Source organism: Bradyrhizobium septentrionale, assembly GCF_011516645.4.
Classification (GTDB): domain Bacteria; phylum Pseudomonadota; class Alphaproteobacteria; order Rhizobiales; family Xanthobacteraceae; genus Bradyrhizobium; species Bradyrhizobium septentrionale.
In genome coordinates, this window is the sequence record NZ_CP088285.1 from 7364954 (window position 1) to 7382805 (window position 17852).

Here is a 17852-nt window from a genome sequence, read left to right on the forward strand (position 1 = left end):
TGAACAAACGCGCGTTTCAACCGCAGGCCCAGTCGAACTCCATGCTCGCAAGATCGAGCTGGCCGTTGCCGCCGCCGAAATTGAAACCGCCGAAATGCTCCTCGATCTCGAGATAGGTCGCGCTGAATTTCGGCGTCCATTGATTCGGAAACATCGTGCCGCCGAGATGGTTGCGGCCGTGCAACCGCTCGAGGCCGCGCGCCTTGCCATCTTCGCCGTACGGCGCGATGTAGTCGCCGAGCGCGCCCTTGTGCAGCAGATGATCGCGCGGCGGCTTGCCGACATTGGGATCGTTGTCGCGAGGCGCAAGCGCAATGCCGAAGGCGTGGTGCCCGGTCTCGGGGACACGGCCGAACAGGCGGTACCAGTATCTCTTCTCCAACTCGTCGACGCTTGTGGTGCGGCCGACCTGCGCATCGAACGCCGTGCGCGCCGCGCCGTTCTCGAGCCAGCGCGGTGGCGCATTGGCTTCCAGCAATGGATTGCCGGCCAGCTTTGGCGGCCGGCACAGCGGTCCTATGAACTCGGCATCCGTGAGCCAGATCGCCGCGAAATTATGGTCGATGATGTCCTTCATCCGAAACTCCATCGGATGACGGTGCTGCCGATAGGCGAAGTACGGCAGCAGATGGGGATCGGCCGGACGCTCGATCGTCTCCGCGGCGAGATATTGCGCGACCGCATCGATCTCGTCGGGCTCGTCATATTGCTGGTCGGCGAACATCGCGAGCGCAACATAGGCGTCGCCCTTGGTACGATATTGCACGGGAATGCGCAGCGTGAAGCAGTGCTGCATCGGAAAGCCGTCATGCGGACTGAGCGGCCATCGCTCGGTGCGAATGCCAGGCGGCAAGCCGTAGCACCAGCCGTGATCGTGCTCGGTGCCGCGCGGCGGCGCCGTCTTCAGCAGCGTGAGGTCGTAGCCGAGGGTTGGTGGAGCAAGGGTTGGTAGAGCAAGGGTTGGCGGGGCCAGAGGCATCGCGCGCGGCCTTCGTTGTTGGTGACGGCCCTTGGTTGCGGCGAGCGCGGAGGCGGTTCGGTGCCGGCAATAAAAAAATCCGGCTGCCTGGCAGCCGGATTTCGTTGAGCGAATGAGCGCTGGCGAAAGCGCGATCAGCAGGTCGCCTTGCCGCAGCGGGCGATGCCGATCTTTTCCTTGAGATTGTCGACGCCGACCGCGCCGATCACGACCTGCTTGCCGATCACGTAGCTCGGCGTACCGTTCATGCCCATGGATTCGGCGAGGCGGAAATTCTCCTCGATGGTCGCCTTCACTTCGGGGCTCGCCATGTCCTTCTCGAGCTTGGTCATGTCGAGACCGACCTCCTTGGCGACCGCCAGCGCGCGCGCCTTGTCGGCGGCGCCGCGGCCGCCCAGCAGCTTCTGGTGGAAGTCGAGATACTTCTTGCCGGTCGGATCCTGCATGCGCACCGCGACCGCGACCTGCGCGGCCTCGACCGAGCCCTGGCTCAGCACCGGGAATTCCTTCAGCACCACCTTCAGCTTCGGATCCGCCTTCATCAAATCCATCATGTCGGACATCGCGCGCTTGCAGTAGCCGCAATTGTAATCGAAGAACTCGACGAAGGTGACGTCGCCGTCCTTGTTGCCGAGGAAGACGCCGCGCGGCGAATTGAAGATGGTGTCGGCGTTCTTGGCGACGCTCTGCTCATGCTTCTCGGCTTCGGCGGCGGCCTGCCGCTTGCTCAGCTCGTTCATCGCCTCCTCGAGCACCTCGGGGTGCGCGATCAGATAGTTGCGCACGATGGTCTCGATGTCGCCGCGCTGGGTGTCGTTGAAGCTCTGCGCGGACGCCGACAGCGGCGCGGCACAGATGCCGAGCGCGAGCAGGGCAGGAGCAAGAAAACGAAGCGCTGGCATGACAAAATCCTTGTTCGAGGTGGCCCAAAATGCGGCGGGGCCGTGAGCCGGTTTCGGTGATCGTTGTATGGAACTACGGTTTATTTCTAGTTGTTTTTCTGACCCGGCATGGGCTTGGCGCTCACAATGTCGTCAGCTTTGACCCAGCCGGGCGTGCCGATCGCGAACCGCGTCTTGGCGCGCGACGCCAGCTCGCGGGCGGTCTTGTTGTCGCCGCGCAGATAGGCGGCCTGCGCCGAGGCAAGGTCGGCCTGGGCATAGTCGCCCTTGCGGCCATAGGCCATCGCGAGCTGGGTATAGCCGATCGGCGCCTCGGGCTCGCGCGCCACCGCGGCACGCAGCATGTTGATCGCCTCGTCGGTGGTGGCCTTGTTGTCGGAAGCGACCAGCGCTTGGCCGAGCAGCATCTCGATCAGCGGCGAATTGCCGGAGAGCTGCACCGCGCGGCGCAGCGGCGCGATCGCCTCAGCGGGCCGGCCGCCTTCGAGCAGCGCCTGACCGCGCAATTCGTAGAAATAGGGATTGTTGGGCTGCACCTGGATCAAGCCGTCGATCTGCGCGATCGCCGAACGCAGATCGCCGTGCAGATAGGTCGTGATGGCGCGCGCATAGCGCGCCGGCAGGCTGGTGTTGGACAGCGGATAGCGGCGGTAGACCGTGTCCTGCCGCTCCATGAAGCCCGAGATCTTGGCGCGCATCATGTCGTGGCGCAGCTGCAGCGCCGGATCGTCCTTCTTGTCCCAATAGGGGCTCGAGCGCGCCAGTTCCTCCAGCGCCGAGACGCGGTCGACCGGCATCGGGTGCGACTGCAGATAGGGGTCGGCGCCGCGTGAGGCGAACAGGCTCTCATCGGTGAAGCGCTTGAACGTCTCGTACATGCCCCGGGCCGACTGGCCGGTCGCGGTCAGGAATCTGACGCCGGCGCGGTCGGCGTTTTCTTCCTGCTGGCGCTGATAGGACAGCAGCGTGCGCTGAATGACCGACTGCGGCGCCGAGATCGCGGCGGCACCGGCGCTGGAGAGGCCGCTGCCGCCGCCGCCGCCCGCAGCACCCGCGGCCAGCGCGCCAACGCCGAGCAGCATCGCGATGATCATCTGGGTCTGCGCCTGTGCCAGCTGCTCGCGCATCTTGGCGAGATGGCCGCCGGCCAGATGGCCGGTCTCATGCGCCAGCACGCCGATAATCTGGTTCGGCGTCTCCGATTGCAGCAGCGCTCCGTAATTGACGAAGATGCGGCGGCCGTCGGCGACGAAGGCGTTGAACGAGCTTTCGTTGATGATGACGATCTGGATGTTCTGCTTCTCCAGACCAGCGGCGCGCAGGATCGGCCGCGTATATTCGCGCAACAGCTGCTCGGACTCGGTGTCGCGCAGCACCGGCGGGCCCTTCTGCTGGGCCTGCGCAGGGACGGTAGGACCGATCGCGAGCGCGACCGCGGTCAGTAATGCGGTCAGCTTGAATGCAGTCGGCTGAAAGGTTCTGGTGCGAAGCGCGAAGCGGAACAGCATGGGCGATTTACCGGCGATGGCTGGCCGCGCCGGGGCGAAGCCCGGTTCCGGGCCCGACCGGATCAGGCGCGCGGCGCAGTCTGTTGTTTTTGCAGTTCTTCTTCACGCGAACCGGGTATGCACTTGGCCTATTCACTTGGCCTGAAAACGTTATAAGGAGCCACCGAATGCGGCCAGTCTGGGGCGGCAGTCGGTGTGGGAACCTGAATTCGGCAGCGGCCGTGCAATAGCAGAAAACCATGCGTGAAGCGACAGCGAGAGACCGTGTGAGCAGCCTTTTGACAGCGTCCGGCCGGAGCGATGTTCCGCCGTTCATGGTGATGGACGTGATGGCGGCTGCCGCGCGAATCGAGGCGGCGGGCGGCCATGTCATCCACATGGAGGTGGGGCAGCCCGCCGAGGGCGCTCCGAAGCCGGCGATCGCGGCCGCGCAGGCCGCGCTTGCCGGGGGGCGGATCGACTACACCTCCGCGCTCGGCATCCCCTCGCTGCGCGCGCGCATCGCGCGGCATTACCGCGACACGTATGGCTGCGCGGTCGACGCCGAGCGCATCATCGTCACCACGGGCTCGTCGGGCGGATTCATCCTGGCGTTTCTCGCGATGTTCGAGCCGGGCGACCGGGTCGCGGTCACCGTGCCGGGTTATCCGCCGTACCGGCACATCCTGACCGCGCTCGGCTGCGAGCCGGTGCTGATCGAAACCTCCGGCGACACCCGCCATGCGCTGACCGGGGAGGCGCTGCTCGCCGCCCATCGCAGGGCGCCGCTGAAGGGCGTGCTGGTCGGCAGTCCCGCCAACCCGACCGGCACCATGATGTCGCGCGAGGCGCTGTCGAGCCTGATGGCGGCCGCCGACAGCGCCGGCATCCGCTTCATCTCCGACGAGATCTATCACGGCCTCGACTACGCATTTCCGGCGGTGACGGCCGCGGAGCTGTCGCCGAACGCGCTGGTGATCAATTCGTTCTCGAAATACTTCTGCATGACCGGCTGGCGCGTCGGCTGGATGGTGGTGCCCGAGGTGCTGGTGCGGCCGATCGAACGGCTGCAGCAGAACCTGTCGATCTCGGTGCCGACCTTGTCGCAGATCGCAGCCGAAGCGGCGTTCGAAGGCCGCGAGGAGATGGAGGCGATCAAGCGTGGCTACCAGGAGAACCGCCGCATCCTGATCGAGGGCCTGCCGAAAGCCGGGCTGACCAAATTCCTGCCCGCCGACGGCGCGTTCTATCTCTATGCCGACGTCTCCGGCTTCACCTCCGACAGTTTCGCCTTCGCCAGCGAGATGCTGGAGAAGGCGCATGTCGCGGCGACCCCCGGCGTCGATTTCGATCCGATCCACGGCCGCGCCTTCATCCGTTTTTCCTATGCGCGCTCGGCGGCGGAGATGCAGGAAGCAGTTGCGCGGATCGCGCGTTGGCTTAAATAGCCCGAAATCTTCAAGAGCCTTCCGGAGTTCGTCTTGTCAGCCAAATCGGTTTCGCAGCCCGGCGCCATGATTTCGGCTGCGCGGTGCGCGGCAGATCGTCGCGGATAAGCGGCAGCGTCCACACAGTTTCCAGTTTGACTTCAACCGCCAAGTTGATCTTGGCTATTTCCGCCATTTCTGAGGGGGAGTGACACATGGCAACGGCAACCGTTGCCACGGCTGCGCCGGCGAGCGCCGGCAAGCCGTGGTACAAGATTCTCTATGTCCAGGTCCTGATCGCGATCGTGCTCGGCGCGCTGGTCGGCGCGTTCTGGCCCGCCCTTGCCACCAACGAGTGGATCAAGGCGCTCGGCGACGGCTTCATCAAGCTGATCAAGATGGTGATCGCGCCGATCATCTTCTGCACCGTGGTGTCGGGCATTGCCCATATCCAGGATGCCAAGAAGGTCGGCCGCATCGGCGTCAAGGCGCTGGTCTATTTCGAGGTGGTCTCGACCTTCGCGCTGGTGCTCGGCTTGCTGGTCGGCAATCTGGTGAAGCCGGGCGCGGGCTTCGGCAATGCGGCGGCGAATGCGCAGGCGGTCGCCGGTTATGCCAAGCAGGCGGAGGCGCAGAAGAGCGTCGACTTCGTGCTGCATATCATTCCGGATACCGTGGTGGGCGCATTCGCGCAGGGCGAAATCCTGCAGGTGCTGCTGTTCTCGGTGCTGTTCGGCTTCGCGCTCATGGGGCTGGGCGAGCGCGGCCACACCATCCGCTCGTTCATCGACGACGCCGCGCATGCGGTGTTCGGCGTCATCTCGATCGTGATGCGGGCGGCGCCGATCGGCGCGTTCGGCGCAATGGCCTTCACCATCGGCAAGTTCGGCACCGGCGCGATCCTCAACCTGATGGGGCTGATCGCGACGTTCTATCTGACCGCCGCGCTGTTCGTGTTCGTGGTGCTCGGCATGATCGCGCGGACCGCCGGGTTCTCGATCTTCAAGTTTCTGGCCTACATCAAGGACGAGCTGTTGATCGTGCTCGGCACCTCGTCGTCCGAAAGCGCGCTGCCGTCATTGATGGAGAAGCTCGAACGGCTCGGCTGCTCGAAGTCGGTCGTCGGCCTCGTGGTGCCCACGGGCTACTCGTTCAACCTCGACGGCACCAACATCTATATGACGCTGGCGACGCTGTTCATCGCGCAGGCGCTCGGCTTCGATCTCAGCTTCAGCCAGCAGATCACGATCCTGATCGTGGCGATGCTGACCTCGAAGGGGGCCTCCGGCATCACCGGCGCGGGCTTCATCACGCTGGCGGCGACGCTGGCGGTGGTCGATCCGCGGCTGGTGCCGGGCATGGCGATCGTGCTCGGCATCGACAAGTTCATGAGCGAGTGCCGCGCGCTGACCAATCTGTGCGGCAACGGCGTCGCCTGTGTGATCATCGCCTGGTGGGAGGGCGAGCTCGACCGCGACAAGCTCAATGCCAATCTCGCCAGACAGATCGACCCGACCGACCTGGAGACCGCGCTGACGACGGATTAATTCGTTCGGAATCAGAACCGGTCCAGCCGATACGGCGAGGTATCCACGGCGGATGCCTCGCCGTTCATCGTTTCGGCGAGCACGCGCGCCGTCGCGGGGCCGAGGGTGAAGCCCTGATGGCCGTGGCCGAAATTCACCCACAGCCCGCGATGGCGCGGCGCCGGCCCCAGCACTGGCAGCATGTCGGTGGTGCAGGGGCGGGTGCCGAACCAGGGCTCGGGCTCGACGCGGCTGCCGATCTCGAGCAACTGCCGCGCCGCCGTTTCGGCGTGGCCAAGCTGGATCGGCGTGGCCGGCGCGTCCGGACTGGTCAGCTCCGCGCCGGTGGTGATGCGGATTCCCTTCGCCATCGGCGCCATAGCGTAGCCATTCGCGGTATCGACTAGCGGCAGGTCAAGCGAGCGGCCGCCCTGGTAGTGCATGTGGTAGCCGCGCTTGCGCACCAGCGGGATCCGGTAGCCGAACTTGCGCAGCAATTGCGGTGACCACGGCCCGAGCGTGACCACGACGTGGGCGGCATCGATCCGGCCGCTGTTCGTGTCGACCGACCAGCCGGACGCCGTCTCGGTCAATGTCTGCGCATCGCCGCGCAGCAATGTCCCGCCGAGACGCTCGAACAGTCCGGCATAGGCCGAGACCAGACCGCCGGGGTCCGACACGGTCCACGGCTCGAGCCAGTGAATGGCGCCGGGCAGGTCGTCGCGCAGCAGGGGCTCCGCCCGGGCGAGCTCGCTGCCGTCAAGCACGCGAAACTTCACGCCGAAGTCACGCTGATTCTCTTCGGCGACTGCGATCGCCTGCTCGAGCGCCGCCGGGTCGCGATGCAGCAGGCGATAGCCGGCGCGGCGGATCAGATTGTCGGCATGCGCCTCGCGGATCAGCGTGTCGTGCTCCGGTGTGGCGTAAGCGATCAGGCGCGCCCAGGCGATGGTGGCCTCGCGGTGCCGCTCGGGCGTCGAGTTCCACCAGTAGCGCAGCAGGGGACCCGCGTGCTGCGGCAGCGACGCCAACCGATAGCGTACGTCGTTGGTGCGTCCCATCGCGATCCGGGCGAGCGTGGCGGGATCGCGCGGCATCGGATAGGGCCGCACGGCCTCGCTTTGAATGATCCCGGCGTTGCCGTAGCTGGTTTCCCGGCCCGGTTCCTTGCGGTCGACGAGCGTGACCGCCCAGCCGCGCCGCTGCAGATGCAGCGCCGTGCTGACGCCCACCATGCCGCCACCAAGAACGATCGCGCTTTGCATTCGGATCCGTCTCCGTCAGGCTCCGTCACGCCGGCGCCTGACGAACGGTTTGCCTGTCCAATAAAAACGCCCGGCGTGAACCGGGCGTTTTGACTTCCAGGGAGCGCTAGTTGCCGCCGCCGCCGAAGCGGCGCGACCACCAGCCCTTGCGGGCCGGACCCTCGGCCGTAGCGGCCGGTGCCGCCTCCTGGGCAACGGCTGCAGGCTCAGGGGCGGCTTCCTCAGCTGGGCTCTGAGCCAGCGCGTGCGCTGGTGTTTCAGGCTGCGGGCTCGACGCGAAGCTGACCTTTTCGCGCACCGTCGAACGGCGCCGCTGCGCGCGGTCGCTTTCGGCGGCCGCGTCCTCGGCGGCTGCGGCAGCAGCCTCCGGCGCGGGAGCCGCAACGGCCTCGACAGGTGCAGCCTCGACAGGTGCAGCCTCGGTCGGCTGCCATTCCTGCGGCTGGGCGAACAGCTCGGGCTGCGCGAGCGCGGGAGCCGGCTCCGCGTCATGGCTATCGAAATCGGCGACCGCGTCGGCGGCCTCCGGCGCTGCGGCAGGGCTCAGCTCGTCGGCGATCGATCCAGCGAGACCGTCATCCGGTCCGCTGCCGCGCCGGCGGCGGCCGCCACGACGTCCGCGGCGGCGCGGGCGGCGATCGCCGTTGCCGGCCTCACTTGCGGACTGGTCATCGCGGGCTGCGCCCTGCGCTTCGTCGCCTTCGTCCTCGTCACCCTCGGCGTCCTGCGCGGCAACCGCCTCGGTGCCCTCGGGCAGGACGTGCATCAGATCGCCGTCCTCGCGCGGCGGCGGAGCGCCCTCGCGCGCTTCGTTGGCACCACCGCGGCCGCGGCGCCGGCGGCGGCGCTTGCGGCGCTGACCGTCGCCTTCGCCCTCGGCGGCAGAGGCTTCCTCGCCGGCGGTCTGCTCATCGGCAAGGCCTTCGGTCTCGTCGGTCTCGGTCTCGTATTCGAGCAGCTCTTCCTCGTCGTCGACCTCATCCGCCTGGGCCGGCGCGGCGGCGGCCTGCGCGGCCAGCAGCGCCTTGGCGGCCTCGAGCGTATGCACCTGCTCGCCGCGATCGATGATGTAGGATTGCTGGCCGTGCACCGTGGCGTCGGCGACGATCGACAGCGAGACCCGGAAGGAGTCTTCGAGGTCGCGCAGATGGCCGCGCTTGTGGTTGAGCACGTAGAGCGCGACGTCGGTGCGGGTGCGGACCACCAGATTGTGGGTAGCGCCCTTCATCAGGATTTCCTCGATGCCGCGCAGCAGCTGCAGCGCCACCGACGAGACCGAGCGGACGTGACCGCTTCCGCCGCATTGCGGGCAGGGCTCGGTCGAGCTTTCGAGCACGCTGGCGCGGATGCGCTGGCGCGACATTTCCAGCAGGCCGAAATGCGAGATGCGGCCGACCTGGATCCGCGCGCGATCCTGGCGCAGGCAGTCGGACAGCTTGCGCTCGACCGCGCGGTTGTTGCGCTTCTCGTCCATGTCGATGAAGTCGATGACGATCAGGCCCGCGAGATCGCGCAGACGCAATTGACGCGCGACTTCTTCCGCCGCTTCCAGGTTGGTCTTGAGCGCGGTGTCCTCGATATGGTGCTCGCGCGTGGCGCGGCCGGAGTTGACGTCGATCGAGACCAGCGCCTCGGTCTGGTTGATGACGATGTAGCCGCCGGAGCGCAGTTGCACGGTTGGCGAGAACATCGCGTCGAGCTGGCTTTCGACGCCCATGCGCGAGAACAGCGGCTGGCCGTCGCGATACTGCTTCACCGCGCGCACGTTGGCCGGCATCAGCATCTTCATGAAATCGCGCGCTTCGCGGTAGCCGGCTTCGCCCGCCACCTGGATCTCGTCGATCTCCTTGTTGTAGAGGTCGCGCAGCGAGCGCTTGATCAGCGAGCCTTCCTCGTAGACCAGCGTCGGCGCCTGCGACTTCAGCGTCAGGTCGCGCACCGTTTCCCACATCCGGATCAGGTACTCGAAGTCGCGCTTGATCTCGGGTTTGCTGCGGGAGGCGCCGGCGGTGCGCAGGATGATCCCCATGCCCTCGGGCACGTCGAGATCCTGCACCACTTCCTTCAGTCGCGAGCGGTCCTGGGCGGAGGTGATCTTGCGGCTGATGCCGCCGCCGCGCGCGGTGTTGGGCATCAAGACGGCGTAACGGCCGGCGAGCGACAGATAGGTGGTCAGCGCGGCGCCCTTGTTGCCGCGCTCTTCCTTGACGACCTGCACCAGCATCACCTGCCGGCGCTTGATCACTTCCTGGATCTTGTACTGGCGGCGCGGGCGGAATGCGCGCTCCGGAACCTCCTCGAGCACGTCGTCGCCGCCGACGGACTCGACGACATCCTCTTCCTCGCCTTCCTCGCCGTCGTCCTCGTCGTCATCTTCGCCGGCCTCGTCGCCATGCCGGGCCTCGGACGCGGTCGCATCAGTCAACGGGGCGTATTCGGCGCCCGCGTGCTCATCCGCGGTGGCGTGAACTTCGTCCGCAGCGATATGCGGAGCGTCGTCGGCATGCGCGGCGTTCTCTTCGACCTGTTCCTGATGGGCCCGGTCAGGCTCATGATTGACCTCGACCGTCTCGACGACCTCAGGCGCGGCAGACGCAGCCGACGCTTCGACCGCCGCGACCACGGGGTCGGACTGGGTGTCGGCGGCCGGCGCCTCGCTCACTGCCGGAGCGTGGTCGTGATCGTGCTCATGATCGTGGTCGTGGCGGTCATGATCGTGATCGTCGTGACCATGAGCATGGTGATGCTCGTGATCATGGTCGTGGTGCTCATGCTCCTCGTGATGGGCATGATCATGCGCATCATGCTCGTGATCTTCATGGGCGATCACGCCATGATCGTGATGCCCGGTATCATGGTCATGATGCTCGGCATCGGCGTGGTGTTCGTGAGCCTCATTGGCCGGCTGCGCCTGCGCGTCGCCAGCGCCCTCGATCACCTCGCTCTGGACGCGCTCGCCATGGCCGCGGCGACGGGCGTTGCGGTGACGCGACCGGCGGCGATGGCCGCGGTTCTCGTGCTCTTCCTCGGCCTCGCGATGAGCGCGCTCGTCGGCCTCGATCAGCGCCTGACGGTCGGCGACCGGGATCTGGTAGTAGTCGGGATGGATTTCGCTGAAGGCCAGGAAGCCGTGCCGGTTGCCGCCATACTCGATGAAGGCGGCCTGAAGCGACGGCTCTACGCGCGTGACCTTGGCGAGGTAAATGTTGCCGCGCAGCTGCTTGCGCTGAGCGGTCTCGAAATCAAACTCTTCGACGCGATTGCCACGGACCACGACGACCCGGGTCTCTTCCGGGTGGGTGGCATCGATCAACATCTTGTTGGGCATTTTGGAGCTCTTGGCGGCGGCGGGCGCGGATCATGGCGCGCGCAAGTAGCGCCGCCCGGTGACGCGACGGTCCACCTGATTCGGGGGTGAGGGGAAGGCCAAAACGCGTCTCGCGGCGCAGCGCCGGACGGGAACCCACCGGGATGATGCGACGGGCGAAGTTTTCACCTCGCTTCAGCGCGATCATTCGGGGGATCCTGGTCGGCAATACAGTCTGGCGCATTAAGCGTCGGCCCGTCTAAACATGTTGGCGGCGAGAAATACCGCCGTATCTTTTGCTGAAGACCCCGCCTGGCGCCGAAGCGCCTGCCGGCCATCGCATATCGAGGCCCCAAGGGACCGGATAATCGGTTATGCCGTGTCTCAAACCGTCCCTCTGGCGAGGGAGTGTGCCTGGGACCGGACGCCGCTCGGGCTCAATTCCGCCACTCCATGTCAGCCGCGCGCGGCGCTGGCTGGGGAGGGACCGGAAAAACACGGCGGGATCTTCGATCTGGAAGGTTCCACCGCTGCACCGGGAGGCTGAACGCGACACAACCGGGAGTACTAGCCGTCAGCACCCCGTACATACGTGGATTGACAGCCGCGTGCAAGGGAAGCGTCACGCCGCCGCAACACTCGGTTCTTTTCGCCTGGGCGTCATTAGGGTGCGATTAACCGTCCGGTTCTAATGCGGTAAGAAGCAGTCAGGAGGCTCCGAATCGGGTGGCGAGCCGTGCAAATCACCTTGTTTTTCTGGGATGCGGGCTGTTGTGCGCCGCAGCATTGGTGTTTGCCGTAGCCAGCGCTCCGAGCGCCGCCGAGGGACCGCAGGGCGGCCCGGCTGCCCCGGCCGCCAGTGCTCCCGCGGCCCCGAATTTCCCGGTCGCGTCCGGTGCCAGGCTCGCCGGCGACGACAAGCAGACCCGATTCATCCTCGACCTCGACCGCAAGATCGAGTTTCGCGCCTTTCCGCTGGCCGACCCTTACCGCGTCGTGGTCGACATCCCGCAGGTCAATTTCCAGCTCGCGGCCGGCACCGGCTCGGCGGGGCGGGGACTGGTGAAGGCATTCCGCTATGGGCTCGTGATGCCGGGCGGCTCCCGAATCGTGTTCGACTTGGCCGGGCCCGTGAAGATCGCCAATTCCTACGTGCTCGATGCCGCCAATGGCCAGCCGCCGCGGCTGGTGCTGGACTTCGAAGCGGTCGACCGCACCGCGTTCGTGCAGCCGCCTGCTCCGGAGAGCCGGCCCGAACTGAAGCCGGCGATTTCCGATGCCAACACCAGCAGCAACACCGTCACGGTTCCGCCGGTCACGACAGCGGCGCTGCCGCCGGTCGCGGTCACCGATCCCCGTCCGCTGATCGTGATCGATCCCGGTCACGGTGGCATCGATAACGGCACCCAGTCCGGCGGCGAGACGGAGAAGAACCTGGTGCTGGGCTTTGGCCTTGCCCTGCGCGACCGGATCGAGAAGTCCGGCAAGTACCGGGTGGTCATGACCCGGTCCGACGACACCTTCATTCCGCTGAATGACCGGGTGAAGATCGCCCGAACCCAGTCGGCGGCGCTGTTCGTCTCGATTCATGCCGACGCTCTCCCGCGCCGCGAGGGCGATGCCCAGGGCGCCACGATCTACACGGTGTCGGACAAGGCTTCCGACGCCGAGGCCGAGCGGCTCGCCGAGGCGGAAAACAAGGCCGACGCTATCGCCGGCGTGAACCTGACGGACGAGCCGACCGAGGTCGCCGACATCCTGATCGACCTCGCACAGCGCGAAACCAAGACCTTCTCCAACCGCTTCGCCCGTCTCCTGATGGACGAGATGAAGACCTCGGTGCGGATGCACAAGCATCCGCTCAAGTCGGCCGGCTTCCGGGTGCTGAAGGCCCCCGACGTGCCGTCCGTGCTGGTCGAGATCGGCTACGTCTCCAACAAGGGCGACCTCGAGCACCTGGTCTCCGAGACCTGGCGGAACAAGGCGGTTGGCGCGATGGCCCAGGCGATCGACGCGTTCTTCGCCAAACGGCTGGCAACCGCCGGACCGGCAAAGTGAAACTGGCCGCCTGAAAAGCCCGGTTGCGTTGCCGGGAAGCCCTAGTTTGGCCACAGCGGCGACGGTATAGACAATGGACCGCAGGCCCGCAGAATCGACGATATTGTCCGGCGGCTCTTGTATATTCGCGTGCGCAAGGCGGCTCGCTGGGCCAAGGCTTCGTTGTGTAAGGCCTCGTTGTTTGAGCCTTCGTTGTGCGAGGCTTTGTTGTGTGAGGCTTTCGCACTTTTGGACAGGCGCTCCCGACGACTGAGCGCCGGAGGGTAGGAACGGAACGTCGATAATGCGCCTGCTCGTGCGGTTCATGGGTTTCTTGTTCGCCGCCGGAACCGTTGTGTTCCTGGTTGGTGTCGCAGCCGTCGCCGGCGCGATCTGGCATTTCTCCAAGGATCTGCCCGACTACTCGCAGCTCCAGGATTACGAGCCGCCGGTGATGACCCGCGTGCACGCCACCGACGGTGCGCTGCTCGGCGAATATTCCAAGGAGCGCCGGCTCTATCTGCCGATCCAGGCGGTGCCGAAGCTCGTGATCAACGCGTTCCTCGCCGCCGAAGACAAGAGCTTCTACGAGCACGGCGGCATCGACTATCAGGGCATGGCGCGAGCCGCGATCCTGTATGCGCAGAACTACGGCTCGAACCGTCGCCCGCAGGGCGCCTCGACCATCACCCAGCAGGTCGCGAAGAACTTCCTGCTGACCAACGAAGTGTCGTTCGCCCGCAAGATCAAGGAAGCCTTGCTGGCGATGCGTATCGAGCGCGCCTATTCCAAGGACCGCATCCTCGAACTCTATCTGAATGAAATCTATCTCGGGCTCGGTGCGTACGGCATCGCGGCCGCGTCGCTGGTCTATTTCGACAAATCTGTCAATGAGCTGACGATCGCGGAGGCGTCCTATCTCGCGGCGCTGCCGAAGGCGCCGGCCGCGCTGCATCCGGTGCGCAACCGCGACCGCGCGATCGAGCGCCGCAACTATGTGATCGACCGCCTGCTGGAGAACGGCTGGATCAAGCAGGCCGACGCCGACAAGGCGCGCAAGGACCCGCTCGTCGTCACCAGCCGTTCCAATGGCGCGCATATCTTCGCCGGCGAATATTTCGCCGAGGAGGTTCGCCGCGACATCTTCGAGCGCTACGGCGAAAAGAAACTCTACGAGGGCGGGCTGTCGGTCCGCACCACGCTGGATCCCAAGATCCAGGTGATGGCGCGCAAGACCATGGTGGCGGGTCTCGTCAATTACGATGAGGCGCAGGGCTGGCGCGGCGCGCTCCACAAGCTCGATGTGTCGGGCGACTGGGGCGTCAAGCTTGCCGACGTCAAATCGCTCTCCGACATCTCGCCATGGCGCATGGCGGTGGTGCTGGAGACCAGCGACCAGTCGGCGCGGATCGGCTTCCAGCCGGGCCGCGAACTCGGCGGCGCGGTCAACAAGGAGCGGCAGACCGGCATCATCACGATCGACGGCGTGCGCTGGGCCAAGGCCAAGGGCAAGGCGCCGACGGCGGTTTCGCAGGTGCTGCAGCCGGGCGACGTGATCTATGCCGATCCGCTGGTGACCAAGGAGGGCACGGCGGTCGAAGGCCAGTACCGCCTGCGGCAATTGCCCGAAGTCTCCGGCGCGATGGTGGCGATGGATCCGTGGACCGGCCGCGTGCTCGCGATGGTCGGCGGCTTCTCGTTCGACCAGAGCCAGTTCAATCGCGCGACGCAGGCCTACAGGCAGCCCGGATCGTCGTTCAAGCCGATTGTCTACTCGTCGGCGCTGGACAACGGCTACACGCCGTCGACCACCGTGATCGATGCGCCGATCGAGATCGATCAAGGGCAGGGCGCCGGCGTGTGGCGCCCGGAAAACTATTCGACCGGCAAGTATTACGGCCCGACCACGCTGCGCAACGCGCTGCAGCGCTCGCTCAACACCGTGACGGTACGCCTCGCGCAGGACATCGGCATGCCCCTGGTCGGCGAGTACGCCAAACGTTTCGGCGTCTATGACGAATTGCCGAACTATCTGTCGTATGCGCTCGGTGCCGGTGAAACGACCGTCATGCGCATGGTCACCGCGTATTCGATGTTCGCCAATGGCGGCCGTCGCGTGAAGCCGACGCTGATCGATCGCATCCAGGACCGCTACGGTCACACTATCTTCAAGCACGACACCCGCGAATGCCGCGGCTGCGACGCGCCCGGCGGCTGGAAGAGCCAGCCGGAGCCGCAACTCGTCGACCGCCGGGAGCAAGTGCTCGACCCGATGACCGCCTACCAGATCACCGAAATGATGGAAGGCGTGGTCCAGCGCGGCACCGCTACCGTCGTGAAGGAGGTCGGCAAGCCGATCGCCGGCAAGACCGGCACCACCAACGACGAGAAGGACGTCTGGTTCGTCGGCTTCTCGCCGGATCTCGCGGTCGGCGTCTACATGGGCTACGACAAGCCGCGCAATCTCGGCCGCGCCGCCACCGGCGGCCACGTCGCAGCGCCAATCGCGCGCGACTTCCTCAAGCTTGCGCTCGCCGACAAGCCGCCGACGCCGTTCAAGGTTCCCGCCGGCATCAAGCTGATCCGCGTCGACGCCAAGACCGGCATGCGGGCCGGTCCCGGCGATAGCGGCAACACCATCCTCGAGGCCTTCAAGCCGGGCACTGCGCCGCCGGACAATTACTCGGTCATCGGTGTCGCCGATGCCGACGGCCGCGGACCCGGTCCCGGCCCCCAGCCGTCGCAGAGTGGTGGACAGCCGGATGGCGGCTTCTTCATGCGTCCGGGAACCGGTGGGCTGTATTAATGGACTCTTTGCCCAAATCGCCGGTATAGCACGGCCAAGCCGATTGCGCTTTGCAGCGCCGGCCGCTACACCCCCGGCAAGCTTTTTTACCAACACCTGAAAGACCATGCGCGCGGAAATCGAACGCCTTGTTGAAGAGATCAAGCAGTCAGTCGGGCTGCTGAGGAGGCATCTTTGACGTCGATCAATCGACGGCACGCCTCGCTGAGCTGAACAAGCTCGCTGAAGACCCCAATCTCTGGAACGATCCCCAGAAGGCCCAGCGGCTGATGCAGGAGCGCACCTCATTGGAGGACGCGCTCTCGGGCATCGGCAAGGTCGAGCGCGAGCTCGAGGATCAGGTCGGCATGATCGAGCTCGGCGAGGCCGAGAACGATGCGGCCGTGGTTGCTGAGGCCGAGAAGGCACTCAAGGACCTCAAGAAAGAGGTCGCCCGGCGCGAGCTGGAAGCGCTGCTCTCGGGCGAGGCCGACAAGTTCGATTCTTATCTCGAAGTCCATGCCGGCGCCGGCGGCACCGAAAGCCAGGACTGGGCGCAGATGCTGCTGCGCATGTACACGCGCTGGGCGGAGAAGCACGGTTTCAAGATCGAGTTTCTCGAGGAGTCGCAGGGCGAAGAGGCCGGCATCAAATCCGCCACCATCCAGATCTCCGGCCACAACGCCTATGGCTGGCTGAAGACGGAAGCCGGCGTGCATCGCCTGGTGCGGATCTCGCCGTTCGATTCCAACGCGCGGCGGCACACCTCGTTCTCGTCGGTGCAGATTTTCCCCGTGATCGACGACAGCATCAAGATCGAGATCAAGGAGTCCGATGTCCGCACCGACACGATGCGGTCGGGCGGCGCCGGCGGCCAGCACGTCAACAAGACCGAGTCGGCGGTGCGCCTGACGCACATCCCGACCGGCATCGCGGTGGTTTGCCAGGCCGGCCGCTCCCAGCACAAGAACCGGGCGCAGGCCTGGGACATGTTGCGCGCGCGGCTCTACGAAATGGAGCTGAAGAAGCGCGAGGAGCAGGCCGCCGCCGATCAGGCCGCCAAGACCGACATCGGCTGGGGTCACCAGATCCGCTCCTACGTGCTGCAGCCCTATCAGATGGTGAAGGATTTGCGCACGGGTGTGCAGACCTCCGATACGTCCGGCGTGCTCGACGGCGATCTCGATGAATTCATGGCGGCGACGCTGGCGCAGCGTGCCTTCGGCACCGGGCCCGGCTCCGTCGAGGATGTGGATTAGCCCATGCCGCGCGTCGCTTTCATCGGATTGGGACGCATGGGCCACGGGATGGCCGGCCGTTACCTCGATGCCGGCTTCACGGTCGCGGTGTGGAACCGCAGCAAGGCCAAGGCCGAGGATCTGATCGCGCGCGGCGCGCAATGGGCGACCTCGCCGGAGGATGCCGCGATCGATGCCGATGCCGTCGTGACCATGGTCGCCGACGACGAGGCATCGCGCGCAGTCTGGCTGACCAAGGACGGCGCCGCCGCCACCATGAAGGCCGGCACGCTCGCGATCGAATGCTCCACGGTCTCCTACCAGCACACGCTCGACATGGCGCGCGAGCTGCACAGCCGCGGCCTGATCTACATCGATTGTCCCGTCACCGGCCTGCCGGAAGCGGCGGCTGCCGGCAAGCTGACGCTGCTGGTGGGGGCTGATCCCGCCGATCTCGAGCGGGCGCAACCGTTCCTCACTCCGATCGGCAGCACGATCCGTCATTTCGGCGCGGTCGGCACCGGCACCGTGTTCAAGCTGATCAACAATCTGATCGGCGCGGTGCAGATCGCGAGCCTCGCCGAGGGCGTTGCGATCGCCGAGCAGGCCGGGCTCGACATGCAGCTGGTGGCCGAGGCGCTTTCGACCGGCGCGATTGCAAGCCCGCAGGTGATCCGCCATAGCAGGCGGATGATCGACCGCAACTTCTCCGGTGCCTCCTTCACGTCGGCGCTGCGCCACAAGGATGCGGAGTACGCGGTGCGGCTCGCTGAGGCGCTGTTGCCCGGCGTGCCCGTGAGCCGCGCCGCGCTCGCCGCCTATGGCGAGGCCAAGGCCCACGCGCCCGATGGCGATGAAGGCCAGATGATCGAGATCGTGTCGCGGCCGAAATAGGCCGG

Annotated in this window: 11 protein-coding genes; 6 read left to right on the forward strand and 5 right to left on the reverse strand. The window is 66.1% G+C overall.

Annotated features, from left to right (window positions below; genetic code table 11):
• Window positions 1-16: 16 nt before the first annotated feature.
• The 3 genes from HAP48_RS36815 to HAP48_RS36825 form a co-directional block, all read right to left on the reverse strand.
• Window positions 17-979: a hypothetical protein gene (locus HAP48_RS36815; protein WP_166204670.1), complete on the reverse strand. Its 963-nt coding sequence runs from the start codon at window positions 977-979 to the stop codon at window positions 17-19.
• A gap of 134 nt (window positions 980-1113) precedes the next feature.
• A complete protein-coding gene (locus tag HAP48_RS36820; protein ID WP_166204671.1) occupies window positions 1114-1881 on the reverse strand; it encodes a DsbA family protein in 768 nt (255 codons plus the stop codon).
• Between the two features lie 86 nt (window positions 1882-1967).
• The gene (locus tag HAP48_RS36825) at window positions 1968-3389 is read right to left on the reverse strand and encodes a M48 family metalloprotease (RefSeq protein ID WP_166204672.1); all 1422 of its coding nucleotides are present in this window, start codon (window positions 3387-3389) and stop codon (window positions 1968-1970) included.
• A 239-nt stretch (window positions 3390-3628) separates the two neighbouring features.
• On the opposite strand from HAP48_RS36825, the gene HAP48_RS36830 reads away from it, so the two are divergent.
• Both HAP48_RS36830 and dctA read left to right on the forward strand, forming a co-directional pair.
• A complete protein-coding gene (locus tag HAP48_RS36830; protein ID WP_166204673.1) occupies window positions 3629-4816 on the forward strand; it encodes a pyridoxal phosphate-dependent aminotransferase in 1188 nt (395 codons plus the stop codon).
• 194 nt (window positions 4817-5010) lie between these two features.
• On the forward strand, window positions 5011-6342 hold the full coding sequence (gene dctA / locus HAP48_RS36835) for a C4-dicarboxylate transporter DctA (protein ID WP_166204674.1): 1332 nt from the start codon (window positions 5011-5013) through the stop codon (window positions 6340-6342).
• Between the two features lie 11 nt (window positions 6343-6353).
• Here the strand turns inward: dctA and HAP48_RS36840 are convergent, their stop codons facing one another.
• Window positions 6354-7586, reverse strand: coding sequence for an NAD(P)/FAD-dependent oxidoreductase (locus HAP48_RS36840; protein WP_166204675.1), 1233 nt, complete (start codon window positions 7584-7586; stop codon window positions 6354-6356).
• Window positions 7587-7692: 106 nt separating this feature from the next.
• Complete coding sequence (locus HAP48_RS36845; protein WP_166204676.1) at window positions 7693-10914, reverse strand: Rne/Rng family ribonuclease; 3222 nt, start codon at window positions 10912-10914, stop codon at window positions 7693-7695.
• Between the two features lie 705 nt (window positions 10915-11619).
• Between HAP48_RS36845 and HAP48_RS36850 the strand changes: the two genes are divergently transcribed.
• The 4 genes from HAP48_RS36850 to HAP48_RS36865 all read left to right on the forward strand — a co-directional run bounded on the left by HAP48_RS36850 (window position 11620) and on the right by HAP48_RS36865 (window position 17847).
• Window positions 11620-12951: an N-acetylmuramoyl-L-alanine amidase gene (locus tag HAP48_RS36850; RefSeq protein ID WP_166204677.1), complete on the forward strand. Its 1332-nt coding sequence runs from the start codon at window positions 11620-11622 to the stop codon at window positions 12949-12951.
• A gap of 283 nt (window positions 12952-13234) precedes the next feature.
• Window positions 13235-15736: a penicillin-binding protein 1A gene (locus tag HAP48_RS36855; RefSeq protein ID WP_166204678.1), complete on the forward strand. Its 2502-nt coding sequence runs from the start codon at window positions 13235-13237 to the stop codon at window positions 15734-15736.
• A gap of 106 nt (window positions 15737-15842) precedes the next feature.
• Window positions 15843-16974 (forward strand): peptide chain release factor 2 gene (prfB, locus tag HAP48_RS36860; protein WP_166204679.1). Its coding sequence is split into 2 segments (ribosomal slippage): window positions 15843-15911 and window positions 15913-16974, totalling 1131 coding nucleotides; the frame shifts between segments, so codons are not numbered across the junction.
• Between the two features lie 3 nt (window positions 16975-16977).
• Entirely contained in the window at window positions 16978-17847 is an 870-nt protein-coding gene (locus HAP48_RS36865; protein ID WP_166204680.1) for an NAD(P)-dependent oxidoreductase, read from the forward strand.
• Window positions 17848-17852: the final 5 nt, after the last annotated feature.